The organism is Streptomyces sp. NPDC003038 (assembly GCF_040611115.1).
GTDB lineage: Bacteria > Actinomycetota > Actinomycetes > Streptomycetales > Streptomycetaceae > Streptomyces.
This window is the reverse complement of sequence record NZ_JBEXNN010000012.1, coordinates 83,791-107,885: the sequence shown is the minus strand read 5'-3', so window position 1 is coordinate 107,885 and position 24,095 is coordinate 83,791. Positions and strand designations below refer to the sequence as shown.

Genomic DNA, 24,095 nt, shown 5'->3' with positions numbered 1-24,095 from the left:
CGGGGTCGGGGGAGCGCGTTGGGCTCCGTTCGCCCCTTCCCCGCTGAAGTCGCTCGTTTTACAGTACGGCCAGCCTGTGAGGTCGGTCACACTTCCGTCAGAGTGTGGTCGGCTCCTCGGCGGTGGCGGGGATCAGGCCCTCCAGCAGCTTCGCCATGGCCGTCCCCTGCAACGCCTCCTGCGGGGACAGCTCGTCGCGGGCGACCGCGGGCATGGCGAGTGCGACCTGACCCGCTTCCTCGGTTAGCACCTCCCACACGCCATCGGCGGCACCTGCCCGGACGTGGCGGATGAGCTGCATGTACAGGTCTGGCCGGGACAGGGCGTCCTCGGCGCCCTCGGAGATGGCGAGCGCCTTCTCAGCCGTGGCGATCAGCTCGGTGGCCTGCGTCTTGGTGATGTCGCTCGGCCTGAGGATGTGCCCGGTGTTCTTGTAGTCGACGTACAGGCCGCGGAACTTGTTCTTGTTCGTGCGGCGGGCGTTCCGGTCGGCCTGCTTGAACAGTTCCTCCACGCTGTCCGGGGCCCCCTCGCCGGCCATGCCGAGGACGAGCTGGGCGCAGAACGACTTGGCGCCGTGGTCGGTGACCCTGGCGCGGAAGGCTTCCATCTCCTCCTGCCGCTTCCCGTCAGGCAGGGGCAGGATCGCGGTGCACATCACGCCCTTGCCGATCTCTTCGAGGGCGAGGGCTGCGTTGGCGTAGGCGACCGACCAGATCTCGGCGTCGAGGACCAGGCGGGCGGCGCGCAGCAGTTCCCGGGCGTGCTTGAACGCCTCTCGCCCGAGGTCGAGGAGGACCCGGTCCGCGATGTCCGGGTCCGTGGGCAGGCTCGTCATTCGATCACTGTGGCAGTGGCGGGTCTTCAATGCACCAGGTTTCTCGCTGCCGTCAGAACAGCGCGGGCTCGGCGGCCTGGTCGCCGGTGTCCGGCTCCGGCTCGTCGACGGGGATCTCCATCTGCCCGTACGGCAGGTCGATGATCTCCAGCGATCCGTCGCACGAGATCAGGGCGTTGTAGCGGGACCGCATGTCCGGCGGGTCGTGCCGCCAGACACGGCCTTTGCTGAGGCGTCCGGCGACCGGGCCGGCGGCGACGGGCCGCTCGCAGATCGGGCAGCGCACGCGGGGCAGCTTCATACAGGCCAGTGTGGCGGCGCCGGCCCCGGCGCCGCCAGCCGTTCAGTAAGAGCCCCATTCGCGGGCGAACATCTCCGGCGGCTCGGCGCGGTACGCCTCGTCCTCCGCGTTGATCTGCTGGCAGATGCAGCGGAGTTGCCCGCCAGGTCCAGCGGGCTGGGCTGCCTTGCACTCGTCGTAGCAGTCGTCGTCGGGCTGCGGGTACGCCATCGCGGGGGCTCCTTCGCGGGCTTGGTCCCGGGGGCAGGGATCTCCTGTCCTACATCCGCTTAGGACAGCAGTGGGCGCAGATGCCCGTTTTCGTGACCGCTGTGACGCCTGGGGCGGGGCCGTCTACCAGTCGCCCCGTACGGGGACGGCGCCGGTGGCGGCGAGGTCCTGTACGGCGCGGGCATGGTCGCCCATCCGGGCGTTCGCCTCGTCGGTGCCGAGGCAGTCGGCGACGAGGCGCGCCCCGATCCTCTGCCGCGCCGCGCCCGTCAGGCCCTCGGCGGCGAGGGCGGCGTCAAGGTGGCCGAGGACGGTCCGCAGCCGGTGAACTTCCGCCGCGTACTGGGGGTCGTTCAGGGCGGCGTGCTGGGCTTCGGGGTTGCGTGCCAGGTGCTCGCGGAGCACCTGGTCGCCGTCGAGGGTGTCCATGTCGGCAGTGTCGCACGGACGGTGAGCGCGGCGAGGCGCGCTCACTTCCCGATCCTCCTCCCGTACGGTCCGGCGGCCGGCGGGGCCTGACGACCGCCCGGCATCGGGGCGGTCGGCAGCGGGGCGTGGACGATCGCGCCCTGGTTGACCTCCGGGATCAGGCCGTACACGAGGATGCACGAGGCGTCGATCCGGCCGGGGCTGTCGGCGTCCGTCGGCATCCACGTCGCCCACTCGTTCTCCAGGTCGACGAACGCGCCGCGCAGCCGGATCCGGTCCTCCACCATCTGCTGGGCGATCGGCTCGGCCCTGAGCAGCTTGCCCTGCTTGGCGTTGATCGGCAGGAGGCCCGGCATGAGCGCGCCCTTCGGGATCCGGCCCTCCGCTTGCAGCGCCTTCCACGCGGTGTCGAGCGCCAGCAGGCACATGTCGCGGCCGTAGTTCCACTCGACGTAGATGACGCCGGCGTTCGTCTCGTGCGCGAGCAGGCACGCGGTACGGGACCACTCGGCCGACGACATGGAGCGGGTCTTGTCGTGGGTGATCCACACCCGCTTGTCGGCGCCGAGGAACCCGCCGATGATGCCCGCGGTGTCCCGGCCGCCGCCGGACGGGTCAATCGCCACGGCGATCTTCTGCGGCTCCACCACGGTGAGGCCGTCGCGGATCGACCGCAGCAGGTCCCGGGAGACGAGCGCGCCTTCGGACGGCTGCGGGTCACCCTGGGACAGGGCGTGCCAGTCCCGGACGCTGGAGCCTTCTTTGTCGGCCTGCCACCAGGCTTTCAGCGCACTCCGGTTCCGGGTGGGGATCTTCGGGTGCGTCAGCGGGTCGCCGTCCCGCCGGCCAAGCGGGTCGGGCCCGAACCTCGACGGGTTGGCGATGGCGGGGAGATGGACGACCTTCCACTTCCCGCCTTCCTCAAGTCGGCCGTCTTCCGCCAGCCGGCGGCCCGCGAAGTCGTCGGGATGCCAGCGCGTCTGGATCGCCACCACGGCATGGCGGTCCGGCTGCAACCGCTTCACGGCGGCCGACGACCACCAGTCGTGGACGCGTTCGCGCATCTTCTTCGACTCGGCCTCTGCGCGGTCCTTGTGCGGGTCATCGACCACGAGCAGGTTGACGTCGAAGCCGGTCAGGCCCGCGCCGATGCTGACGGAGCGGACGCCGCCGCCCTTGTTGGTGTCGTAGTCCTGTGCCGCCTCCGAGCCGGCCAGCAGCGACAGGCCGTACTCCCCGCCGAACTCGGTGACGTACCGGCGGATCGCCTTGCCGCGCCGCAGCGCCAGGTCGTCCGAGTACGACGTCACGCCGACACGGTCCTCACCGTGCAAGCACAGCCACCAGAACGGGAACCACTCCGCCACCGTTGTCGACTTGCCGACCTGCGCCGGCGTGATGACGAGGAGCCGGTTGTACTCGCCGCGCTCCAGGCCCACGAGCGCGTTGCTGATGACCTTCAGGTGTGGCCGCATCCGATAGCCGGGATCCAGGCCCCGGGCGAGGGTGGCCGGGTCACGCAGCAGGTCTTGGGCCGCGGCCCTCTTGGCAGCCTGGAGCCGCCGGAACACCTCCGCGTCGTCAAGGTGGTCCAGCTCGCTGAAGTCGTACTGCGCCGTCACTCTTCACCGCTGGGCTCGTCCACGGCCGGAGCGGGCTCGTCCTCCTCGGCCTGGTCGTCCTCGTCGTCGGGCACCTCGTACGCCTCCTCGCCGTCGTCCTCATCGTCGGCGTCGTCCATCGCGCGGGCGCGGCGGGCGACGGTGGCGGCCAGCTCGGCAAGGCGTACGCGCCGCTGCTCCGGCGGCATCGCCTGGAACTCCTGCACGGCGACGGTGAGCGGGTCGCCGCCGGGGCCGGTGACCGCGATGGTGTCCGTCGGGTCGCCGAACAGGTTCCGGCGCAGCCGCATCGTCGTCTCCACGAACTTCGTGAACTCGGCGATGGTCATGTTGGCGGCCTGCTGCTGCACGTGCGGGAGGGCCTGGCCGACCATGCCGGTCATGATGCGGAGGATCTTCGCGTCGTCGCGTGCGGCCTTGCGGCGTTCCTCTTCGAGCTCGGCCGTGTACTGGCGCTGCTGATGGGCGTCCCAAGCGGCGGCGCGGTCCTGCCACCGGTACTCGGCGGCGAGGGCTCGCACATGGCTGTACGAAAGTGCTAGCTCGTCTGACGCTTTTGCAAGGGTCCTGGTGAGGCCGATGTCGCGGAAGACGAGGAAGCGGGCGTGCCGTTTCGGGGTCTCGCCCGGCTGCCGCTCCCAGGGGTCGAGCGTGGGGTCGAGGGTGATGCGGTCGCTCATGGTGATCACAATCCCTGGGGGTGTGGAGGTGCCCGCGAAGCATGTGCGGGGCTTCGCGGGCGCGGGGTCGGTGCTGGGGTCAGGTGGGGGCCGGCTCGTCGTGCTCGGTGGATTCCTTGGCGGCTTCCTCGACCTCGCGCCGGGCGATATCGGTGAGGAGGGCGATCATGGTCGTGAAGTTCCGGACGTCCTTGCAGCGGCCGAAGGCGTACACCGCGGCGGCGAACTCCTCGAACATCTCGACCGGGGCGACGCCGACCAGGTCCGTGCCGTTGGCGATGGCGGTGACGGCGCCCTTGAAGTCCTCCATCTGGTGCGGGAGGAACATGAGGGTCGCGGAGCGCCAGTCGAACTCGCCGTGCGGGATGGCGAGCTTCGTGTCGTCCGGCTCCACGGTGGGGAGCTGGTCCTCGTCGAGGCCGGTGGCGATCAGGTCGTCCACGTTGTCGATCATCGAGACGAGTTGAGCGAGGACGTCCTTGTCGGGGTCGCCGTGCAGCTCGTTGTGGGCGATCTGCTTGGCGATGACCTCGGAGCGGCGCATCATGCGGGTGTCGATGATGGCGGGGATGCGCTGGAGGCCGGCCGCTCGTGCCGCGCGGGAGCGGTGGTGTCCGGAGATGACCTCGATCGGGCCGGTGCCGCCGGGCTGGTGGCAGTAGGGCAGGGACTCGACCATGCCGCGCTTGCGGATGTTGCCGGTCAGCCGCTCGAAGTGCCGCGGTTGCATGACCTGGGCGTTGATGTCCTGCTCGCGGAGCGAGGCGACGTCAACCCAGCGGATGAACAGATCGTCGCCGATCTGCATGACGTCCTGCGGCGGGTCCTCGGTGGACCAGGACGTGCCTGTCGAACCGGGGTCCGGGGCCGTCGCCGGCTCGTCCGCCTGGGGGGCCGGGGTGGTCACTTCCTCATCGCCTTGCTTCGGCTGGCGCGCCATGCCTTCTCCTTCGCGAGGAACGTGCTGACGGTGGTGGGGATGTCGTCCATGGCCCAGTCGGCGCGGTACGACAGCTTGTAGCCGTCCGGGTGCTTGGCCCGGGACTCCAAGGTCATGAGGCCGCGGAGGCCCTTGGCCTCGGGGTGCCGGGTGTACTCGACGGTGACCAGGCCGTTCGAGGCGGCGAGCAGGATCTCCGAGGCGCCGGTGAACACGAGCTTCGCGGTGTCGCGGCGGAGGGCGAGCATGGTCGCGAGGCGGGTGAGGCGCAGCTCGTAGTGCGGGGCGCCGAACGCGAACCGCATCAGCAGATGCGTCGTGTACTTGTTCGTGCCCGGGTAGGGGCGGGTCATCGTCTCGGCGCCGTAGCCGATGACGCCGGCCACGTAGCCGTCGACGACGACGAGCATGTTGTACGAGCCGGGGGCGGCGGCGAGGCGGTGCATCCACAGGTCGCGGTAGTAGTCGACCTCGGTGCCCTTGGCGGGGAGGACCTCTACGCGGGACTGGTCGGTGACCTGGTGCTCCGGGGGGACGATCGGTAGGGAGGTAGGTCCGGTGGACCGGGACATGCCCAGGGCGACCTTGGGGCCTCCCGTGAGCTTGAAGATCTCCTCCGGCCGGTTGCTGATGACGAAGGCGCGGGCGACGTCGCCGAGCGGGTGGGCGAACACGGGGGTCTCGTGGGCGGCGATGCCGGAGCGTTCCTCCTGGAGGAACATCAGCAGCGCGGCCTTGTCCCGCATGTGGTCGGCGAGCCGCTTCATGTCGACATCCGGGTCGAAGATCGAGTACGGCGGCTCGTTCCAGGCGACCCGGCCGCCGGTGTCGAAGAACTTCTCGAACCCGGCCTTGTACGTGGGCGGGGCGGCGATGATGATCGCGTGCGGGTCGTCCTCGGCTTCGGCGATGTGGTCCCACATGCACTTCGGGGTGAACTTCACGCCGGGCAGCCGGTCGGCGATCTGCTGGAGGGAGCCGGCGAGCCGCTTCTTGTGCTCGTCCTCGCGCTCGACCATGTCCGTGACGAGGTTCGTCCAGTAGTCGACTTCGGGCTTGGCCTGCATGCGGGCGAGCCAGTGGACGTAGAGGAGGTGCGCGGCCTGGTCGACGATCGTCCCGTCGGGTAGCTCGACGGGCTCGCCGTCGAGGGTCATGCCCAGGGACTCCAGATCGCCGCCGGACACGCACGTGCCGACGATGCCGGTGTAGAGGGTGACGTCCGACGTCTCCATGGAGGACGGCGGGATGCCCGCGTTGGCGGCGACGAGGGCCGCGGCGAACGAGCCGACGCCCACCTCGACGTACCGGGTGTACTGGTCGCGCGGCAGCTTGTTGAACACCTGCCGGTAGAAGGCGCGGTCGGGGGCGGAGGAGTTCCCGGCGAAGAGGACGCCGGGCGCGGCGAATCCAGCTGGCATGGGTGTCCCAAGGGGGGTGTCAGCGGTTCGCTCGGCCCACAACCAGCAGCGTGGAGAGAGGGTAGCCGCTTCACCTGGGCGGACCCGGTGGTCGGATGCGCGCGGGGCGGTAGTGGGGAGGGTGTGGCCGTCGGTCGGCGGGAGAAGCTTTTGAGGGCAAACGACGGTCCCCCGGGCCGGGTGGCCAGGGGGACCTGTGGACCGCGAGGGAGGACTCGAACCTCCAACCTCCGCCTACGAGAAGCGGTGCTCGATCCAACCGAGCTGCTCGCGGTGGCCATGACGCCGGCGGAAGAGTAGCAGCCGTTTCGGGGCGGTCCCGGCGGCCTGTGGATAACCGCCGAAGGCCGGTGGCCCGGGGGGTGTTGGCCCCCGGGCCACCGGCCTTCATCGGTCAGAACAGGGTGTCCGGCGCCGGTGCCGTCGCCGGCTTCCGGCCCTTGGGCTGCCGCGGTGCCGCGTCGGCCGGGTCGGGGAGTTCGGGGACGTTCCAGCCGAACCGCTGGCCGAACCACTCCGAGGCCCACTGCCGGTGGCACGCCTCGCCGCCGTTGACGTCCTCGAAGCACATCAGGACGCCCGGCAGGTCCGGGTACGAGCGGGCCACCTCCTCCAGCGCTTCCAGGATTTCCGGCTCGAACACCCGCAGCCGCTCGCGGTACACCCGGCGCTCGATGGGGATGTTGTCGATGTTCTTGAAGGGCGCCCGGAACAGCTCGTGGGGTGCCAGGTGGCTGATCGAGACGTAGTCGTAGCGGACGAACCGGGGCCGTCCGACGGTGATGCCGATGGGGACGCCGGCCGACTCCCGCCAGTTCTGGTAGCGGCTGGTGACCAGCGGCAGCGGCGGCGGTACCTCGATCCGTTCCGTCTCCGGTTCCGGGGCGTTCAGGTCGAGGTTGGTGAGGTAGATCATCGTGTGCTCGCTCTCTGTGGGTGGGCGGGATTGTCACCCTCATCCTTGGACCAGCCCGCCGGGTTTACCCTCGTAATCCCGGTGGATTTGGCCGATGGGCCCCGCCGGTGCGGGGCCCCGCGCGGACCGGACTAGGCCGCGTCGTTCTCGGTGGTGTTGGTGGCCTCCGCGTCGGGGGCGACCCGGAGGGCTCCCGCGCGAACGGTGGCCGCGGTGACGGCCTTGGCCAGGTTCTGGGACGCCTTCGTGGCGACCTGGCGCAGGTGGTCGATGCGCATCCGGTTGCCGGGGATGCCGCCGTGCAGGCCGGAGAGGAGGAGGGCCAGCTCGTCGGGGTCCATGTCGGCGATCTCCTGGAGGATCTCGCCAGCCGCGCCGAGCTTGCCGATCTTGGTGGCGAGCTTGTTGCGGTCGCTCACGATCTTCTCCCGCTTGTCCACGTCCACCTCCAGCTCCGGGAACATGCTCTCGTCGACCTTGCCCGGGTCCGTGGCCTCCTCAGCCAGGATGAACATGACGCTCTGGCTGGCCGCCGCCGTCTCCTCGGTCCGCACCCGCTGGCAGAACTGCTCGGCGTCGCGGATGGAGGGGAACTGCCCCCGGCTCCAGCGGGCGATGAACGCGTTCTGGTTGGCCGGGCTGATCTGCGCCGCGTACCAGGCCAGGCCGACCGGGAGGTGACCCTTGAGCAGGGCCTCCTGCGCGGTGGGCGTCAGCTTGAGGAGCTGGAGCCGGTTGTCGACGTGGTTCCAGCTCTTACCGACCCGCTTGGCGACTTCGGTGGCGTCCAGGCCGAAGTCGATGAGCTTCTGGAAGGCCCGCGCCTCTTCCATCGGGGTCATGTCGGCCCGGCCCAGGTTCTCGGCGACCGACCGGGAGAAGGTCTCCAGGGTCTCGGAGCCACCCTCCAGGCCGTGGACGACCATCGCGTGCATCTCGGTGAGGCCGGCCATCTGGGCCGCGCGCCAGCGGCGCTCACCAGAGATGATGGCGTACCGCTTGGTGCCGGGCACGTACCGGACGGTGATGGCCTGCTGCTGGCCGACTTCCTTCATGCTGTCGGCCAGCTCCTGGAGCGCGTCCTGGTCGAAGACCTCGCGGGGCTGGTTCTCGTCCCGGTCGATGCGGTCCGTGGGGATGGTCTTGAGCGCGGTCTTGAGCTCGGCCGCCTTCTCGGCCGCCTTCTCGGCGGCCACTTCGCGCCGCTTCACGACCTTCGTGGGCTCGACCACCTTCTTGGCCGGGGCCGCCTTCGGGGTCTCGGCCGCCTCGGTGGCGGTGGTGGTGGTGGCGGTCATGGCGTCCTCCGTGGTTGTGGGCTGGTGGGGTGTTACACCTCCTTCATTGACCAAAGCCCTCTGGGGTAACTCTGTTATCCAGGAAAGTTTGGTCAAGAAGTCGGCAAGCGAACCGGCAAGTCAGCGGCCGTTCAGGGGGTTCAGACCGGCGCGCTGAACAGGTCGAGCTGGGCGGCCTCGACGGTGGCCTCGGCGGGCTCGCCGGCCGCCCGGTGGGCGAGATGCTGGGCGACCGTCCAGCGGGTCCAGGCGCCGCCCGTGGCGCGCTGTCCGGCGGACGTGGAGAGGATGAGGTGATCGGCTCGGGCCTGATGGACGGTGCCGTCGAGGATCAGCCAGACCTCACACTTCGGGGTGCCGACGGCGGTGACCATGGCCAGCTGGTGGATGTCGCCCCATCCGGGGTGCAGCGCTCCAGGGCGGATCCAGACCCACGTGCCGATGCTCACGTCGCCGGGCCCGGCCGGGGTGTGCCGGTAGGGCGGGCGCTGCCGCCTCGGCCGGGCGGGCTTCGGCGGGTAGTAGTGGCTCGGCGGGTAGTGCGGGCGGGCGGGGCGGAGCAGCGCGGCCTGGGCGACGACGGCCTCGGCGTCGGTGTAGCAGCGGGGGCCGCTGTGCCACCTCCGGGGCGTCGTCGTGTCCGCCCAGGTGGTCGCCCCGCAGGTGCACTTGCAGGTCGTCAGGTACTCCCCCGCGGTCGTGCACGGCCAGGCGGTGCCGCAGGCCCGGCAGGTCGGGCTGCCGCTGTCGATGCCGTGGGGCAGGTGCTCGTCGGGGAGGCGGATCGGTCGCAGGGCCCAGGCCATCGGGGGCGTCCTTTCTCGGGCGGTCGGTGGTGGAGCAGGGGGCGGGCCCGCGGTGGTCCCGGGCCCGCCGGCGGTCCTGGCTACCGCTTGTTGATCTCGCCGATCTGGGCGAGGTAGGCGACGGCGTCGCCGAGGGTGCTCACGCCGTAGATCGCGGTCCCGTCGTACCCGGCCGCGTTCTCTGCGGTCTCGCCGGCCACGATGATGTGCCGGTATCCGGCGGTCCGGGCGGCGTTGATGGCTTCCTCGGCGTCCCGGACCGGGAAGACGCGGCCGTCGAGGCCGAGTTCGCCGATCAGGATCGTGCGGCCGAGGGCGCGCGGGTCGATGGCGCCGGTGGCGGCGAGGGCGGTGCAGGCCAGGGTCAGGTCGGAGCTGGAGCCGGTGCGGACGACCGTCCAGTGGGCGTCGATCCGCATGGTGCCCGGCGTCCACTCCAGGCCGCTGTTCACGATGGCCGCGCGGACGCGGTCGCGGGTCTCGCGGGTGAACATCGAGTTCGGGCCGGTGATCCAGAAGGCCGGGGTGCCGTCGGGGGTGAACTCGGCGACCACCGTGGCCATGCCTTCGGGGGTGGGGAAGGCGGTGGCCGCCGTGCCGCGCGCGGCCAGGTTGCCGGTGGGGAGGGTGATCGAGCGGTACGGCAGGCCGTCGGCCGCGGTCTCCCATCCGGCGTCTTCCAGCCCGCCGAACTTGAAGGCATCGCGGAGGAGGGCGGTGACGTCGTCGGCGATGCCGTCGCTCAGCGGGCTGGCCGGGGTGAAGGGGGCGCGATAGATGGCCTTGCCGTCGCCGTCGCGGACCTCGTGGAGTTCGCCGTCCTCGGTGTCGGCGGTGATGGCCACAGCCTCGGGGAGGACCGCGCGGATGAGGCGGGCGGCGTATTCAACGGTGTTGCGGTGGAGGACCTGGCGGGCGCGGGTCACGTTGTGGAGCGCGTCGTTCGTGGCGTGGGAGAGAGCGGCAGTCATCGGGTCGGCGGGGAAGACGGTGGGCGGCAGGTAGGCGAGGGCGGGGTGGGTGTTGCGGGCCATGGTCGGTCCCTTCGCGGGGTGGTGGAGCGCCTGGTGGCATTCCTGGGCGGGCAGCACGGTCCGGGTGGAGGCCGTGCTGTCTGCTCAGGAGGCGGCCGGAACGCCGGCCGCCCTGCCCGGGACGGTCAGTTCAGGAGCGCGACTACCTCGCGGGCGGTGAAGGAGCAATAGCCGACCTCGAAGACGTTGAGGATGGCGAACTCGGCGTCGTACTCAGCGCGGGCGATGAACTCGGCGATGGCCACCACGTTGCGGTGGAGGGACTTGGTGGCGATCTCCTCGGCCGCCGCTTGGTACTTGGCGGCCATGTCCGGGTCGGCGATCTCGCTGAAAGGGGTGCCGTAGATGGCCTGGGCGAGGGCTTCGGTGACCTGGCTGGCGGTGGGGATGGCCTGGTTCATTGCGTGCTCCGTAGTGGTGGGTGGTGAGTGGGTTACACCTTCTTCATTGACCAAATCTCTCTGGGGTAACTCTTATATCCAAAGAGATTTGGTCAAGAAGTCGTCAATCAGGCGGCCATGGCGTAGCGGCTGATCTCCTCGCCGGTGATGCACTCCGCGAGCAGGCAGATCAGGACCTCCGCGGCCGGCGGGGTGACCGCGTTGCCGAGCTGCCGTACGCGGTCCCGCTTCGAGCCGAGCACCACGTAGTCGTTGGCGAAGGCCATCGCCCTCTGGATCTCGTGAGGCTGGAGCATCCTGAACAGGACGTCTTCGATGTTGATGTCGCCCTGGACGAGCGCGAAGCGGTCGCGGGTGGAGAGGGCGCCGACGGGGTCGCTGACCGGGCGCGGGGTGCCGTTGCCGTAGTACGGGGCCAGGAAGGGTTCCCAGGTGACGAGGGACTGGTGGCCGGTGGTGGTGAGGGTCCGCATCGGCTCGGCCAGGTCGGTGCAGTGCTCCCCGCCGTCGCCGGTCGACCCGTTGTTCCGCATCATCATCCCCGGCATCGGGACGGCGGCCAGGCCGTGGTGGTTGCCGCTGGCGCAGACCGTCGCGAGCGGGTCGGTGACCGCGCGGACGTCGCTGGAGCCGCCCCGGATCTCGGTGATGAACGGCAGCCACGCGAGGCCGGCTTCAGCCCTGGCCGTCTGGGTCTGCATCGGTCCGTAGATCGAGCGGGCGTTCTTGCCCTCCCGGCCGTCACAGGGAACGAGGAGCGGGGGAACCGCGAGCGCGTCGTTCTCTCGGGTGGTGCGGGTCGGCATCGGGTCCAGCAGGTCGGTGGCCGCGTCCCGCCAGGTGCCGCCGGTGGGCACCATCATCGGTCGGGCGAACTTGTCCAGCCCGGCCTGGATGCGCCGCATCGTCTTCTCTGCCAGCGGGGTCTTGCGGTCGCCGATCCGGCCGCCCGCGATCGACCAGTCGATGGCCGCCGCGGCCGGGAGCGTCTCGGGCTCCACGATCTGGTGGCCGCACTTCGTGTTGGGGCACCGGTAGTCGTACTGGCTCTTGTACCGGCCCATGTCGACGCCGGGCCGCCGGAACACCTGCCGCGCCTTGACCGTCTCACCGCAGCTGGTGCAGAACGCCGAGGGGGCCAGCCACTTCTCGAAGTTCGGGTTCCGGCCGAGGCTCTTGTGCCAGTACACGAAGTACAGGCGGTCACGGGACTGCGGGGCGCGGTGGACGCTGCGCGGGTCGGCGTGCATCGAGTTCAGGGCGACCAGCCTCGTCCGGTAGCCCAGCTTGTGGAACTCCGCCACCCAGCGGTCCCACTCGAACCACTGCCTGACGTCGACCACGTTTTCCACGACCCCCGCCTTGACCAGCCCGCCGCGCTCGATGACGCCCCGCAGGTAGAGCGGGATCTCCTCCATCAGCGCCCGGCTGGCCTCCTCCTCCTCGGTGGGGCCGCTGTCGCGCTCGTCCTCGGTCTGGAACTTCTCCGCTTCCAGCTCCGCGTACAGGTCGAGGAGGTCGCCCTGTACGGCCTTGGCGAACGACCGCTTCTTGCCCTGGGCGATGGACCAGTTGGTGCACTCCGGCGAGCCCCAGTGGATGTCCGCGATCGGCCAGGCCCAGACCGGGGCCTTGCGGATGTCGCCGATGTAGTGGGCGACGCCGGGGAAGTTCCGCTCGTGGCTCTCGATCGCCCGCTTCCAGTGGTTCGCCGCCCGGGTGACGCGGACGTTCGGGACGGCGTCCGCCCCCTGGGTGGACCCGCCGGCCCCGCAGAACCAGTCCATGACCGACAGCTCGGTGCCGTCGTGCTTGTACGCCTTGGCGCGGCGCCGGGCGAAGGTCTGGGCGCCTGCTGAGGCGGAGGCCATCGCGCGGGTGGTGGTGGAGATGCAGGGCATTCGACCTGTTCCGTTCTGGGTGGTGGGGCCCGGCCCATGGGAGGGCCGGGCGGTGGGAGTTGAGGGGTGGGGGCCGCCTCGGCGGCCCCCGGGGTGGTTCAGCCGCCGTGGCACATGCACGTGGAGGGGGTGGGCGCCGGGGTCCCGTAGAGGCGGTGAGAACGGATGAGGAGGGCGCCGAGGAGCTGGCACGGGTCCGAGTTGGCGTCGTCCTTGGCCTGCTCGGTGAGGGTGGTGTGGAGCCAGGGGGAGAGGGTTTCCATGTCCTGCCGGGTGAGGACGATGACCTCCTCGGCCTGGCCGGTCTCCGCGTTGGTGATGTTGGTGATGTCCATGTCGGGCCCCTTGTGTGGTGGTGAGTGGTGACACCTTCTTCATTGACCAAATACATCCGGGGTAACTCCGTTATCCAAGTGGATTTGGTCAATGAATCGTCAAGGAAACCGCAGGTCAGCGGCCGTAGTAGGAGAGGAACGGGAGGCTGTAGGCGTCGGCGTCGTCGCCGATCGCGTCCCGCAGTACCGCGTCGGCCTCGCCGAGCGTCTCGGTGTCGAACGGACCGCCGTCGCCGAGGTTGAGCTCACCGCCGTGGGCGATTACGCCGACCACCCGCTGGTCCTCCACGAGGACTTCCGTCGCCTCGGGGGCCAGCCGGCGCAGGATGCCGAAGACCTTCCGCGCGGCTCCCGCCAGGGCCGTCCCCTTCTCGCGGCTGAGGCCGCACTGCCAGCCCTCGCACTCGGTCACGTGCCAGGGCTGGTAGGACCCGCAGGCGCACCACCAGGTCACGAAGCCCCACGCCCACTCCCAGCCGCCGATGTTGTAGCGGCCTTCCTCGTCGGGCTCGATGATGTCGGTGCCCTTCCGAGGGCCCTCCTCTTCCAGGTACAGCCACGAGATCTTCAGGACGACCGCCACCGGCCGACCGTTGTCGTCCGAGGCGCCGAAGTCGATGACGTGCACGGTATCGACGCCTTCGGGGCCGCATTCCTCAGCGAGCCGCTGCGTCTGGGCAGCCAGCTCACGAGCGGCGTCCAGGGTGAAGCGGGGCGAGACGAAGCCGTTCCACCGGTCCTCCGGGTCGACCTTGGCGTCGAGCGGGCCGAGCGTGTCGTCGATGCAGACCTTCGTGTCGATGCTGCGGAGCCGGGAGGCCAGCCGACGGAGCGCTGCCGGTTCCTGCTGTCCCTCCCAGGTGTCGCTGTCATCGTCCTCGAGTGCGTCGGCCACCGTCTCGCAGAGTGCGCGGTACAGGGCCTTGCGGTGGGCGAGGGTGCCGTCGAGGCGGCTGCCCTTCCACGCCTCCACCCAGGCGTTCCTGTCGAAGTGGGGGGTGGGCGGCAGGTCCGCGGCCACCTGGAGGAGGACCCTGCGGTCGAGGTGGGCGCTGCCGTTGGCGTGGCCGCCGACGCGGGCCTGGAGGATGTGGGCCACGCGGTCGATCGCGCGGGCCAGTTCGGGCTGGGTGATTTCCGGGGTCGTGCTGGTCATGACGGATACCTCCGTGCAATGGGTTGGGTGGTGGTGGCCGGTGCTGGTCAGGCCATAGCGAACAGGTCGAGCTGGAGCGGCTGCCGCTGGAGCCAGCCGTGGGTGGGAAGGGGGCCGCCGGGCTCGGCGTCCAGGCGCAGGAGCACGGTGGGGATCCGCGCCCCGGACGAGAGGAACGCGTCGTCGGGGAGGGGGATGACGTCACCCTCGGCGTCGGTGACGAGCTGGCGGAACTCGACGGCCTTGCGGTCGCTGTGCCAGTTGATCGACTCCGGCATGACGGCGACGAGGGTGCCGCCGTCGCGCAGGAAGTTCAGGGCGTGCATGACGTGCCCGATGGCGTCGCTGAACGGGGGGTTCATGAGGATGCGGTCGTACGGCTCGTCGATGCCGGCCGGGTCGAGGTCGAGGAAGTCGCCCTGGGTGACCTGGCGGGCGATGCCGAGTTCGCGGAGGACGTGAGCGCGGCGGGGGTCGATCTCGACGCAGTCGACGATGCCCATTTGGTCGGCCGCGCGCTGGGCGAGCACGCCGGTGCCGGCGGAGGGCTCCAGGACGGTGTGACCGACCCGGATGGAGGCGTGCTCCAGCATGTCGAAGGCCACTGCGGGCGGGGTGGGGTACCAGCCCTGGTCGAACCGGGAGGGCCAGGCTCCGGCCGCGAGGCAGGCCCGCATGAACTCCTCGACCGGGAAGGGGAAGGTGTGGGCGCGGACCGCCTTGCGGCCGTCCCACCGGCCGCCGATGTCCTTGAGCATGACGTTCAGCCGCTGGTACAGCGCGCGGTCGAGCTCGAAGGGGACTTGGACGCGGTCGTCGGTGATGACGGTGCGGGGGTCGGTGAGGACGGTGAGGAGGTCGGTGGGGATCTGCATCGGGTGCTCCTTGGTGCGTGCGGGCATGGCTGAGGGCGCCCCGCCCGCCGTGGGCGGGGCGCTCGTGGTGGTGGAGGGTCACATCGGGACGCCGCCGCTGTTCTCGTCGTCGCCGATGGCGCGGGCGTAGCGCTCGGCGTGGCGGGCGCTGCTGAATTCACCGCGGGCCCAGCGGACGAGCATGAGGAACTGGTTCGGCTCGCTGAGGAGGGCGATGTGCCAGGCGAGGTTCGCGGGGAGCCGGTCCCCTTCGAGGGCGGCCTGGCCGGCCGGGGTGAGCTGGAGGAGGTCCAACCGCCAGCCGACGTAGGAGGCGCGGCGGCCGATCATGCTGCCGATGTCCGGGTTCGTGTAGCCGGCCATCGCGAGGAGGTTGAAGACGTGGGCCTCGCGGATGGGGCTGATGCCGGGGATGGTCGCCTGGTCGGCGATCTGCTGGGCGAGTTCGGCGGGGATGAGCTTGTCGGTGTCGGTGGCCATGTCCGGCTCCTGGGGGGTTTGTGGTGGTGTGTGTTACACCTTCTTCATTGACCAAATACATCTGGGGTAACTCTGATATCCAAAGAAGTTTGGTCAAAGGTGGGTCAAGGGGCCCGGCTCGCGAGCCCCTTGACCGCTACTCGCCCGCGGCCTCCGCCTGGAGGTGAGCGGCCATTTCCTCGCCGCTCATCCGGCCCATGACCTTGTCGTACGGGAGGGTGCTCGTGGCAGTGCCGGACTGGTTGTCCCGGCTGTAGACCCTGGCCTTCCAGTCCACCGACTTCGGGACGGTCAGGGACTTGGAGTTGACCCGGAGGACCAGGTACCAGCGGTCGCCGAGCTGAGCGTAGTCGCCGGGCGTGAAGTCGCCCTCGCCCCAGATCTTGACGCCGGCCGCCTGGACCTCGAGGAGGTGAGCGTCCCAGTGGGCGATCTGGTCGCACAGGTCGGCGTGGTCGGCGTCGAGCTTCGCGAGGTGATCCACAATCAGCTCGGGGTCGAGGGGGTTGCCCGCCTCCGTGCACCCCTCCGCGGTCCGGACGACCCGTTCCATCTGCCGCTCCAACTGCCGCCGGTCGGCGTTCAGTCGGTCCAGGCGGCGGAGGGTCGCGCCCGGGTGCTTGCGACCCTTCTCGTAGGACGCGGCGCTGTCCGCCCGGCTCCGGCACCGGTCCGCTTCCTGCTGCTCGGCGACCGACTGCCCGGCGAGCGTGCGCGCCCGCTCCAGGTCCCGGATGTGCCGTCCGGCCGAGTAGTGGTCGACCTTGACCGGCTCACCCTGATAGCTGGCTGCGAGCTCCCTGCCGCGCTTCCACTTCTCGTCCGAGGACTCCTGCAGACGGTCCGCTCTGGCGCCGAACCGCTCGGCGCGGACTCCGGCCCGCTCGTACCGCTCGGCCTCGGCCTCGCCGAAGGGGCGCCGGGTGGTCTCGTCGATGTCCAGGGTCACCGTATGCCCGGCGGCCTCCAGGGCAGCCTTGGCGCCCTGGATCCGGCGCGTGTCCGCCGCGCGGTCCCGGGAGCCGCGCAGGTAGACGAAGCCGACGGAGCGGGCGTAGCGAAAGCCCCACGGGTTCAGCGCCTCCAGGACGCCGTCGCCGGGCTCCGAGCCGTGGATCAGCGTGCCCGCGGCTCGCGTGTGTTTGATCGTGATCTCTGCCATGGCTTTGCCTCTTGGTGTCGGGTGCTCAGCGGCCGTCGCTGGCATACGGGTTGGGGAGGCGGCGGGACTTGTCGGTCTGGCCGGTCTCGCGCTGGTCGGTGACGAAGCTCTTGTGGATGCGGAGGAAGCGGGCGAGCGCGGTGGGGGACTCGAACCGGCGGCTGAGGAAGACGAGCACGGTGTCGTACGGGCCGCTGATCTCGACGCCGTCCTCGTAGAGCGCGACCGCCACGTGGCCGCCCTTGATGGCGTTGCGGAGCGCGCGGGCGAGCGCCTGGTCGCCGGCGAGCCGCTGGGCGGGGGTGAGCTTCGGGCCGATGGTGGTCTTAGCGGTCATTTCGGTCCTCTCGGAGGGGTGGGGGCCCGGCGGTCGCCGGGCCCGTGAAGGAGGGTCAGGCGGTGGGGGCGGCAGCCTCGGCGTCGAGGTGGGCACGGGCGGCGAGGCGGGCCTCAGCCCATCCCCGCATGAGGGCCGTTCCGGCGTCGGCGGCGGCCTGACCGGCGGTCAGGCCGTTGCCCAGGCCGGCGAGGAACCGGGCGCTGATCATGTCGACCGCGCAGGACCGGGTGAAGGTCTCGGTGAGCTGATCGAGGTCGACGTTCGGGAAGGACTCATGGAGGGAGAGGGCGGCGAATCCGGCGATCCGGCCGACGGCCTCGCCGAGGACGTCGGCGGGGATGGCGGGGTTGGTGGTCTGGCTCATGGAGTTCCTTCCGGGGCGAGGGGGCCGGCCCGGCGGGTGCCGGGCCGGGGTGGAGAGGGGTCAGGCCGGGCGGTGGGCGGTGACGGTGCGGACGCGGTAGTGGCGGGCCCGCCGGTTGATGCCGACCAGCCGGACCTGGGCGACCACCGGGGCGATCTCTCCGGCGCGGAGGGCCTTGACGATGCCCATGACGCCGTCGTAGACGACCATCGACCCGGTCTGGGTGTCCGGGTTGCCGGACTTGAACAGGGCCCGCAGGGGGGTGACCTGCTCGGCCAGGAAGTCGGCCAGCTCGTCGGCGGTCAGGGCGGTGGGGGTGATGGGCTTGCGGGCGGTGGCGGTGGCCATGTCGGGCTCCCTGGGGTTTGTGGTGGTGTGTGTTACACCTTCTTCATTGACCAAATACATCTGGGGTAACTCTGATATCCAAAGAAGTTTGGTCAAAGAGTGGTCAATCGGGCGGGTTCGAGGCCCGGCCCCGCGGGTGCCGGGCCGGGCTGTGACGGGCCGTCAGGCCACGCAGGTGGCGGGCGCGATGTACGCCGCGTACGTCCAGGTGGCCGGGACGGTGAAGGGGGTGTTGAAGCCCTCGATCCAGAACCGCATCGTCTCGCCGTCGATCGCGGCCTCGTAAACCCGCCGGATGCCGTCCATCCGGATCTGCATCCCCGCCTCCAGCTCCGCCGCCGGAATCCAGGTGGGGGCGATCGGAGTGTGGACCGTGTACGTCCAGGTGACCGGGACGGTGAAGGGGGTGTTGAAGCCCTCGATCCGGAGCCGCATCGTCTCGCCGTCGATCGCGGCCTCGAACACCCACCGGCGGGCGCCGTCGAGCCAGACCAGCATCCCGGCCTCCAGCTCCGAGGCCGGAACGGTGGTGGTGAAGGTGGGGGTGAGGATGGTGGCCATGTCGGGCTCCCTGGGGGTTGTGGTGGTGTGTGTTACACCTTCTTCATTGACCAAGCCCCTCCGGGGTAACTCTGATATCCAAGAAAGGTTGGTCAAAGAATCGTCAATCGTGCAGGTCAGGCGACTACGAACAGGCCGAGCTGTTCCGGCGTCTGGTCGTCGGCCGCCATCGGCGGCAGCTCCTCCATCGGCCGCTGATTGAGGTCCGGCAGCTCAGGCTTCGGCTGCGGGTTCTCCGCGTCCTCCCGCAGCTCGGCGACGACTTCGGGGTCCAGGCGGTGCTCGGCGATCTCCTCCTCCGTCGGCACCCAGCCGGCCGGGCGCCGCTGGAGCCGGTACGCGATGTCGTTCACCTTCGCCCAGGCCGCCCAGAGCCGGTCTTCGCGGTCCTGCCAGGCGATCAGCCGGGCGTGGGCCTCGCGGAACTCCTGGCGGGCCGCCTTGCGCTTCGCCTCCGCCTCCTGGGCCTGCCGGGCGAGCCTGCGGGCCTGCTCGCCGTGGAGGAGGGGGCGCAGCCGCTCGCACTCCTGCTCGCGGGTCATCTCCACGGGCTTGGGCTGCCAGCGCTTCCAGACGGTGGCGGCCCGGCGTCCGTCGACGGTAACCAGGATGGGGCGCCTCCTGGTCGCGTCCGGGGTGCCGACCGTGAGGAACCCTGCCTTCACGAGGGCGCCGAGTCGGTGGTTGGAGATGGCTCGGCCTGCGGTGCCTGGCTGGTCCTGGCAGTGGAGCGTTCCGAACGCGTGGCGGTAGAGCCGTCCGGCCGCCGCGGCGAGGACGACTTCGGCCTGACCGGCGGACCAGCCGAGAGCCGCCGCCTGCTCGCGCTGGAGCCGCAGTTCCTCCGGGGTCTCGACCGGCGGGGCGGGCTCGTCGGCCGGGGCCTCCTCTGGCTCCGGGTCGTCGGCGGGCTCGGGCGCCGAGGGCGCCTTGGGCTCTGGCTCGTCCACCGGCGGAACGGGATCCGGCTCGTCTGCCGGTGTCTCCTCCACCGCCCGGACCTCCGCCTCCGGCTCCGGCTCGGGCGCCGAGGCCGTCTCGGCGGGCGCGGCCGGGATGGGCTCGATGGGCCGGACCAGGCCGCTCCTAGAGCCACCTGACCACCGGTCACCCTGGTACTGGAAGCCGTGCTCCTCCAGGTACTGCTTCACCGCCGCGAGGAGCGACCGGGATGATGCCGCCTCGGTGAACTTCTCGCCGTCCGGCGCGCTGATTGTGACCGGCTCGTACAGCTTGTGCGACTTCCCCCGCCCGTCGAGGTAGGTCAGCGTGGCCTCGGTGGCGTCCCACTCCGAGACCACCTTGACCCGCTTGGGGACCTTCGGGTCGCTGCGCCGCTTCTCCTTCGGCTTGGCGGCCTGGGCCTCGCGCACCACGCTCGCCGGCTGCGCCTCGGAGGCCGCCCACGCCGACCTGGTACCGGGAACCTTGCCGGCCGCGAGAAAGGCCCGCATCGCCTCTTCGGGGCAGCGGGCGGCGATCTTGCTGTAGTCGATGGTGAACGTGCCGACCGATCCCCACTCGGTGGCGTCCTCCAGCGTCATCACCGACTTGGGGGCCAACCGGAGGTTCCACGCGATGCTCAGCGTCTTCGGGTTGACCCGCTTCACCTGGTACCAGCAGCCGCCGTAGCGCGCGAAGTCGCCGGGGGCGAAATCGTCGGCCTCCCACAGCTTCACGCCGTCCAGCCTGGCCTTCTCGACCACGCCCTCCCAGTGGGCGATCTCCTCCTTCAGGTCCTCGATCCGCCGGTCGTACCGGCTGGTGTCCGACGCCCCGTTGCGCTCCCGCTCGTTCCATCGGAGGTCCGCCCGCAGTGTCTCCAGCCGCCGCCGGGTGCGGTTGGGGTCATAGCGGCGGTCCTCGTACTGCTCGGCCGCCTCCGCCCGGTGACCGTAGTAGGTGGCCTTGCCGTGCTCCTCGATCGACTTCCGCATGTGGTTGTCGCTGCGCTCGATAGCCCGCCGGTGGTGGCGCTCGCTGTGGTGGCCCCGGAGGATCGGCTGGCCGGGCTCGATGCCGTCCAGCGCGCCCATCGCCGCATTACGCCGGGCGGTGCTGTGACTCGCGGCGCGGTCGGCGCGGTCGCTGTACCGCACGGCGCGGTCCTCAGCTCGCTCCAGCCGCTCGGCTTCGGCCTCCGCGAAGCTGCGCCGCTTCGTCTCGTCAATCTCGACGGTCACCTCGTATCCAGCCTCCCGCAGCGCGGCGGTCGCGCGGTTGATCCGCCAGGTGTCCGCCTCCCGGTCGCGGGAGTGCTGGATGCCGAGCATCCCGATGGAGCGGAAGGGCCGGAAGCCGAACGGCCGGACCAGCTCGAAGACGCCGTCGCCCTTTCTGGAGCCGCCCAGGAGCGTCCCGTCCGCCCGCGTGTGGGTGATGGTCACCGACGCCTTCGGGGGCGCCGGGGGCTGCTCCTCCTCTTCCGGCTCCGCCGGGTCCTCGAGAACCGCCGCGCTGACCGTCGGCTCCGGCTGGGCCGCCGGCTCCGGCGCGGGTTCGGCCTCGATCTCGGGCTGGGCCTCCGGCTCCGGCACGGGGGTGCTGGTGGGCGGGTCTTCGCGGACCCGCTCGACCGGCCCGTTGGTGATTGTGATCATCGGGCGCGGCTTGCCGTCGATGTACCGGACGGACACCTTGAACGACCAGCCGCCGTCCTCGCTCGCCCAGCGCTCGATGTCGTCCGCGTGGGCGGCGACCGTCTCGTCCGCGTGCTGGGTGAGGGTGAGGACGTACGTGGCGACTCGCTCGCCGTCGCGGTACTCGCCTTCCACGCGGAAGTCCTTTCCGCGGCCCTGGGTGAGGCCGAGCCGGCGAAGGGCGCGGGCGATGGCGATGCTGGGGGTGCGGGCGGTCTTGACGACTGCCATGAGGTTCCTCCTTCGGGGATGGGTGCGGCCCGGCGCCTGCGTGCCGGGCCGCTGGGGTGGGGTGGTCAGTTGGCGCCGCCCATGCCCCACCAGATGCCGTTCCGTTCGTCGGCCTCTGCCTTGCGCTGGGCGGCGAGGCGCCGGTCGCGCTCCTCGGGGGTCTCCTGCCAGACCGTGATGTCGGTGAGCGGGCCCTCGTGGCGGTACTCGCGGGCGACGATCGCGGCGGCCTCTTCGGGCGTCAGCTTCTCCTCGCCGTTGTTGAGGTAGGTCGTGTTCTTCTCCAGGCCGTCGCGGGCCCACCACGCCTCGGCCGGTGCGGGGTAGCTGTAGCGGATCTTCCAGCGTCGATCGGTAAGAGCCATGGCGTTTCTCCGGTTCTGTGGTGGTTGTTACACCTTCTTCATTGACCAAGGCTTTCTGGAGTAACTCTGTTAGCCAAGAAAGTTTGTGGGATTTCTGCGGCCCCGTCCCAGGTCAGGGGCGGGGCCGCGGGGGGCGTCAGTCGCGGCCGTCGAGGGCGGACAGGGCGCGGACCATGGTCCAGCCGTCGAAGCGGACCCGGGCGACCGCCCGCTCGTACGCCGCGCGGTGCTCGGGCCGGACTTCGCCGTCGGGGTCCATGTGGGCTCGGGTGGCCTCGTCGAAGGCGCGGACGAGTTCGGTGGCGTCGTCGGCGAGGTCGTCGAGCGCGCGTTGCCGCTGGAGCTCCGGGCGGAGGTCGCTCCAATCGATGCCGGCCCGCCCGCCGGGCATCCCCTCGAAGGAACCGTCCTCGAGGACGAAGCAGTCGGGCGTCTCTTCGGCCGTCATGTGCCAGGCGAGCACCTGCGCCCACGCCTTCTCGGTCGAGCAGGCGGTGACGACGTAGGTAGTGGGGCTTCCGCCGTCGTGGCGCTCCGGTCCCGCCACAGTGACGGTGAACGGACGCTCGCGCTGGCTGTAGTCGTGTTCGAGACCCGCGTACAGGGGCTCGCCACCGTAACGCTCCGGGGTCAGCTGGTAGGGATTCATGGGGGTGGTTCTCCTTGCCTCGGGTGGCCGCCTGGGGTGTCCGGACACGTCCGGGGCGGTGTCCGGACGCTGTCCGTTCCGGCCGTCCGGCCGGGCGGGGCGTGGGTTTTACCTGGGTGGACACCGTCCGGACAAGCTGTCCGGACGGTGTCCGGGTCAGTGGGCGTACGCGGCCCGGACGACGGTCGGGTTGATCTGGGTGTCGTCGTCCGTCCAGAGCCAGAGCCAGGGGCGTCCGCCGAAGGACAGGCCCTTGTGGGTGGGGAGGCCGGGCATGACGCGCGCCGAGCTGTAGGAACCGTGGAACCAGATCTGGGCCGCCGCCTCGGTGTACCGGGTGCCGACCAGGTCGCGGAGGTCCAGGCCCTTGCGGCCGGAGCGGTGCAGCTCGTCGACGAGGTCCTTGCGGGTCCACCGGCCGGACCAGTCGGGTGCCTCGTCCAGGGCTTTGCGGCGGATCTTCGTCTGGTCGGACAGGGCCTCGTCGCCGTACCGGCAGTCGATCGCCTTGTTCACGGCCTCGCGGAGGTGGCGGGGTTCGGCCTGGACGTCGTCGGCGGGGATGAGTGTGGCGGCCGTGGCGTGGACGCCGCGCACGATGCTCTTGGTGATCCTCATCGGGGGTCCTCCTGTTGTACGGTCTGGCCGGGCGTCCGGACGTGTCCGAGGTCAAGGCGGACACGTCCGGACATCCAGCGGGGGGTTCAGGCCGAGTGCTTGGCGATCAGCTCGCGGATCTCGTCGTCGGTGGCCGGGCTCTGGTCGGCGTGCTCGCCGCCGTGCTCCTCGATGAGCGCCCGGACGTCCTCCACGGGGACCTCGTAGAAGAGGCGACCCCCGTCCTGCCCGGTGTCACCGGCGGTCAGCCAGAGCTCCACCGAGTCCTCGTTCGCCCAGCTGTCGTTGCAGGGGGCGTCGACTCCGGGCCACAGGAAGGCCTCGTCGATGCCGAACGGGGAGCCGGGCCGGGTGGTGAGGGTGATGCGGTGGCCGTCGGCCATGCGGATGACGGCGTGGCCGTCGCCGGTGCCGTCGGTGGCGATGCGGTCGAAGATGCTGGTGCTCATGGCGGGCTGTCCGTTCTGTTCGGGGTGTGGTGGGTCAGGAGGCGGTGACGGCAGCGGCGAAGCCGGCGGGGATGGAGTCGACGAACTCGGCGGTGACGAGCTGGCGGTGACGTCGGGCCAGGGAGTGGGCCTCGTCGGGGCTTCCGGCGCGGGCGGTGAGGCCGCAGGCGCACAGGGCCGTGCCGGTGCCGGGCTGGTGCTGGCGGGCGAGGAGCCCGAGGCAGGCCGTCAGGGTGAGCCGGACGCGGTCGTAGCGGTCGGCCGTGACGAGATTCCGGGCGCGGTAGCGGGCGGTCGTCAGGGGCGGGATCTCGTACATGCCCGCGGTGATGATCCGGCGGCCGTCGCGCAGCTCGTAGCGGACGGTGCCGGCGCTGTCGATGACGCCGAGGTCTCGCGCGGTGTCGTCGGTGAGGGTGCCGACCGGGGTGTGCGGGTCGAGCGTGATGGAGCGGACGACGGCCCGGCCGCCGTGGCCGATGAGGGACCAGGTGATGACGGCGCCGCCGGCCGGGGTGACCTCCATGGCGTGGCCGCGCTTGAGTGCGCGCCGGAGGAGGAGTAGGCCGTGGGCCTCGCTGGCGTGGCCTCTGCTTTCGCCGCTGGCGTGGGTGACGGTCTCGTGGAACATGCGCCGTGCCCCTTTCTGTGGGGTGGTGTGGTGGTGTGTCGCACTTCATTCATTGACCAAGCCACCTTGGTTTACCCTCATAAACCAAGATGATT

29 protein-coding genes and 1 tRNA gene are annotated in these 24,095 nt (G+C 70.6%); all 30 read right to left on the bottom strand.

From position 1 onward, the window contains the following. Positions 1 to 97 precede the first annotated feature (97 nt). The gene (locus ABZX75_RS17590) at positions 98 to 838 is read right to left on the bottom strand and encodes an AbiV family abortive infection protein (protein WP_355411319.1); all 741 of its coding nucleotides are present in this window, start codon (positions 836 to 838) and stop codon (positions 98 to 100) included. A gap of 52 nt (positions 839 to 890) precedes the next feature. Beyond that, positions 891 to 1,139, bottom strand: a complete 249-nt coding sequence (locus tag ABZX75_RS17585) for a hypothetical protein (protein WP_355411317.1) — start codon at positions 1,137 to 1,139, stop codon at positions 891 to 893. Between the two features lie 42 nt (positions 1,140 to 1,181). Beyond that, positions 1,182 to 1,349 (bottom strand): hypothetical protein, encoded by a 168-nt coding sequence (locus ABZX75_RS17580; protein WP_355411315.1) that lies wholly within the window; start codon positions 1,347 to 1,349, stop codon positions 1,182 to 1,184. Between the two features lie 123 nt (positions 1,350 to 1,472). Further along, complete coding sequence (locus ABZX75_RS17575) at positions 1,473 to 1,778, bottom strand: hypothetical protein (RefSeq protein WP_355411313.1); 306 nt, start codon at positions 1,776 to 1,778, stop codon at positions 1,473 to 1,475. A 41-nt stretch (positions 1,779 to 1,819) separates the two neighbouring features. After that, positions 1,820 to 3,400 carry a terminase family protein gene (locus tag ABZX75_RS17570; RefSeq protein ID WP_355411311.1) on the bottom strand — a complete coding sequence of 527 codons (1,581 nt, stop codon included), beginning with the start codon at positions 3,398 to 3,400 and terminating at the stop codon, positions 1,820 to 1,822. Further along, on the bottom strand, positions 3,397 to 4,080 hold the full coding sequence (locus ABZX75_RS17565) for a hypothetical protein (RefSeq protein WP_355411309.1): 684 nt from the start codon (positions 4,078 to 4,080) through the stop codon (positions 3,397 to 3,399). Before ABZX75_RS17565 ends, ABZX75_RS17570 begins: the two co-directional genes overlap by 4 nt. 79 nt (positions 4,081 to 4,159) lie before the next feature. Next, entirely contained in the window at positions 4,160 to 5,020 is an 861-nt protein-coding gene (locus tag ABZX75_RS17560) for a ParB/Srx family N-terminal domain-containing protein (protein WP_355411307.1), read from the bottom strand. Next, positions 4,984 to 6,441 carry a hypothetical protein gene (locus ABZX75_RS17555; RefSeq protein ID WP_355411305.1) on the bottom strand — a complete coding sequence of 486 codons (1,458 nt, stop codon included), beginning with the start codon at positions 6,439 to 6,441 and terminating at the stop codon, positions 4,984 to 4,986. Before ABZX75_RS17555 ends, ABZX75_RS17560 begins: the two co-directional genes overlap by 37 nt. A 197-nt stretch (positions 6,442 to 6,638) precedes the next feature. After that, positions 6,639 to 6,715 (bottom strand) — tRNA-Arg (locus ABZX75_RS17550). A gap of 120 nt (positions 6,716 to 6,835) precedes the next feature. Beyond that, positions 6,836 to 7,357 (bottom strand): hypothetical protein, encoded by a 522-nt coding sequence (locus ABZX75_RS17545; protein ID WP_355411303.1) that lies wholly within the window; start codon positions 7,355 to 7,357, stop codon positions 6,836 to 6,838. A 131-nt stretch (positions 7,358 to 7,488) separates the two neighbouring features. Continuing rightward, entirely contained in the window at positions 7,489 to 8,655 is a 1,167-nt protein-coding gene (locus ABZX75_RS17540) for a ParB/RepB/Spo0J family partition protein (protein WP_355411301.1), read from the bottom strand. A gap of 140 nt (positions 8,656 to 8,795) precedes the next feature. After that, on the bottom strand, positions 8,796 to 9,461 hold the full coding sequence (locus ABZX75_RS17535; protein ID WP_355411299.1) for a hypothetical protein: 666 nt from the start codon (positions 9,459 to 9,461) through the stop codon (positions 8,796 to 8,798). Between the two features lie 80 nt (positions 9,462 to 9,541). Then, positions 9,542 to 10,495: a magnesium chelatase domain-containing protein gene (locus tag ABZX75_RS17530; RefSeq protein WP_355411297.1), complete on the bottom strand. Its 954-nt coding sequence runs from the start codon at positions 10,493 to 10,495 to the stop codon at positions 9,542 to 9,544. Positions 10,496 to 10,620: 125 nt separating this feature from the next. Beyond that, positions 10,621 to 10,896, bottom strand: a complete 276-nt coding sequence (locus tag ABZX75_RS17525) for a hypothetical protein (RefSeq protein WP_355411295.1) — start codon at positions 10,894 to 10,896, stop codon at positions 10,621 to 10,623. A 107-nt stretch (positions 10,897 to 11,003) separates the two neighbouring features. Continuing rightward, positions 11,004 to 12,797, bottom strand: coding sequence for a DNA cytosine methyltransferase (locus ABZX75_RS17520; RefSeq protein WP_355411293.1), 1,794 nt, complete (start codon positions 12,795 to 12,797; stop codon positions 11,004 to 11,006). Between the two features lie 98 nt (positions 12,798 to 12,895). Next, positions 12,896 to 13,132, bottom strand: coding sequence for a hypothetical protein (locus tag ABZX75_RS17515; RefSeq protein ID WP_355411291.1), 237 nt, complete (start codon positions 13,130 to 13,132; stop codon positions 12,896 to 12,898). A gap of 115 nt (positions 13,133 to 13,247) precedes the next feature. Then, positions 13,248 to 14,288 (bottom strand): hypothetical protein, encoded by a 1,041-nt coding sequence (locus ABZX75_RS17510; protein ID WP_355411289.1) that lies wholly within the window; start codon positions 14,286 to 14,288, stop codon positions 13,248 to 13,250. Between the two features lie 47 nt (positions 14,289 to 14,335). Beyond that, positions 14,336 to 15,163 carry a methyltransferase gene (locus ABZX75_RS17505; protein WP_355411287.1) on the bottom strand — a complete coding sequence of 276 codons (828 nt, stop codon included), beginning with the start codon at positions 15,161 to 15,163 and terminating at the stop codon, positions 14,336 to 14,338. Positions 15,164 to 15,241: 78 nt separating this feature from the next. Further along, positions 15,242 to 15,643, bottom strand: coding sequence for a hypothetical protein (locus ABZX75_RS17500; protein ID WP_355411285.1), 402 nt, complete (start codon positions 15,641 to 15,643; stop codon positions 15,242 to 15,244). A gap of 136 nt (positions 15,644 to 15,779) precedes the next feature. Continuing rightward, entirely contained in the window at positions 15,780 to 16,805 is a 1,026-nt protein-coding gene (locus tag ABZX75_RS17495) for a DUF3560 domain-containing protein (protein WP_355411283.1), read from the bottom strand. A gap of 25 nt (positions 16,806 to 16,830) precedes the next feature. Then, positions 16,831 to 17,142 (bottom strand): hypothetical protein, encoded by a 312-nt coding sequence (locus ABZX75_RS17490; RefSeq protein WP_355411281.1) that lies wholly within the window; start codon positions 17,140 to 17,142, stop codon positions 16,831 to 16,833. A gap of 55 nt (positions 17,143 to 17,197) precedes the next feature. Next, positions 17,198 to 17,509 carry a hypothetical protein gene (locus ABZX75_RS17485; RefSeq protein ID WP_355411279.1) on the bottom strand — a complete coding sequence of 104 codons (312 nt, stop codon included), beginning with the start codon at positions 17,507 to 17,509 and terminating at the stop codon, positions 17,198 to 17,200. A gap of 60 nt (positions 17,510 to 17,569) precedes the next feature. Beyond that, positions 17,570 to 17,857, bottom strand: a complete 288-nt coding sequence (locus ABZX75_RS17480; RefSeq protein WP_355411277.1) for a hypothetical protein — start codon at positions 17,855 to 17,857, stop codon at positions 17,570 to 17,572. Between the two features lie 162 nt (positions 17,858 to 18,019). Beyond that, positions 18,020 to 18,418 carry a hypothetical protein gene (locus ABZX75_RS17475; protein ID WP_355411275.1) on the bottom strand — a complete coding sequence of 133 codons (399 nt, stop codon included), beginning with the start codon at positions 18,416 to 18,418 and terminating at the stop codon, positions 18,020 to 18,022. A 116-nt stretch (positions 18,419 to 18,534) separates the two neighbouring features. After that, positions 18,535 to 21,288, bottom strand: a complete 2,754-nt coding sequence (locus ABZX75_RS17470) for a DUF3560 domain-containing protein (RefSeq protein ID WP_355411273.1) — start codon at positions 21,286 to 21,288, stop codon at positions 18,535 to 18,537. A gap of 65 nt (positions 21,289 to 21,353) precedes the next feature. Further along, positions 21,354 to 21,653: a hypothetical protein gene (locus tag ABZX75_RS17465; protein WP_355411271.1), complete on the bottom strand. Its 300-nt coding sequence runs from the start codon at positions 21,651 to 21,653 to the stop codon at positions 21,354 to 21,356. Between the two features lie 136 nt (positions 21,654 to 21,789). Continuing rightward, the gene (locus tag ABZX75_RS17460) at positions 21,790 to 22,302 is read right to left on the bottom strand and encodes a hypothetical protein (RefSeq protein WP_355411269.1); all 513 of its coding nucleotides are present in this window, start codon (positions 22,300 to 22,302) and stop codon (positions 21,790 to 21,792) included. A 156-nt stretch (positions 22,303 to 22,458) separates the two neighbouring features. After that, positions 22,459 to 22,920: a hypothetical protein gene (locus ABZX75_RS17455; protein ID WP_355411267.1), complete on the bottom strand. Its 462-nt coding sequence runs from the start codon at positions 22,918 to 22,920 to the stop codon at positions 22,459 to 22,461. 86 nt (positions 22,921 to 23,006) lie between these two features. Next, positions 23,007 to 23,369, bottom strand: a complete 363-nt coding sequence (locus tag ABZX75_RS17450; RefSeq protein WP_355411265.1) for a hypothetical protein — start codon at positions 23,367 to 23,369, stop codon at positions 23,007 to 23,009. A gap of 34 nt (positions 23,370 to 23,403) precedes the next feature. Continuing rightward, entirely contained in the window at positions 23,404 to 24,000 is a 597-nt protein-coding gene (locus ABZX75_RS17445; RefSeq protein WP_355411263.1) for a hypothetical protein, read from the bottom strand. Positions 24,001 to 24,095 lie beyond the last annotated feature (95 nt).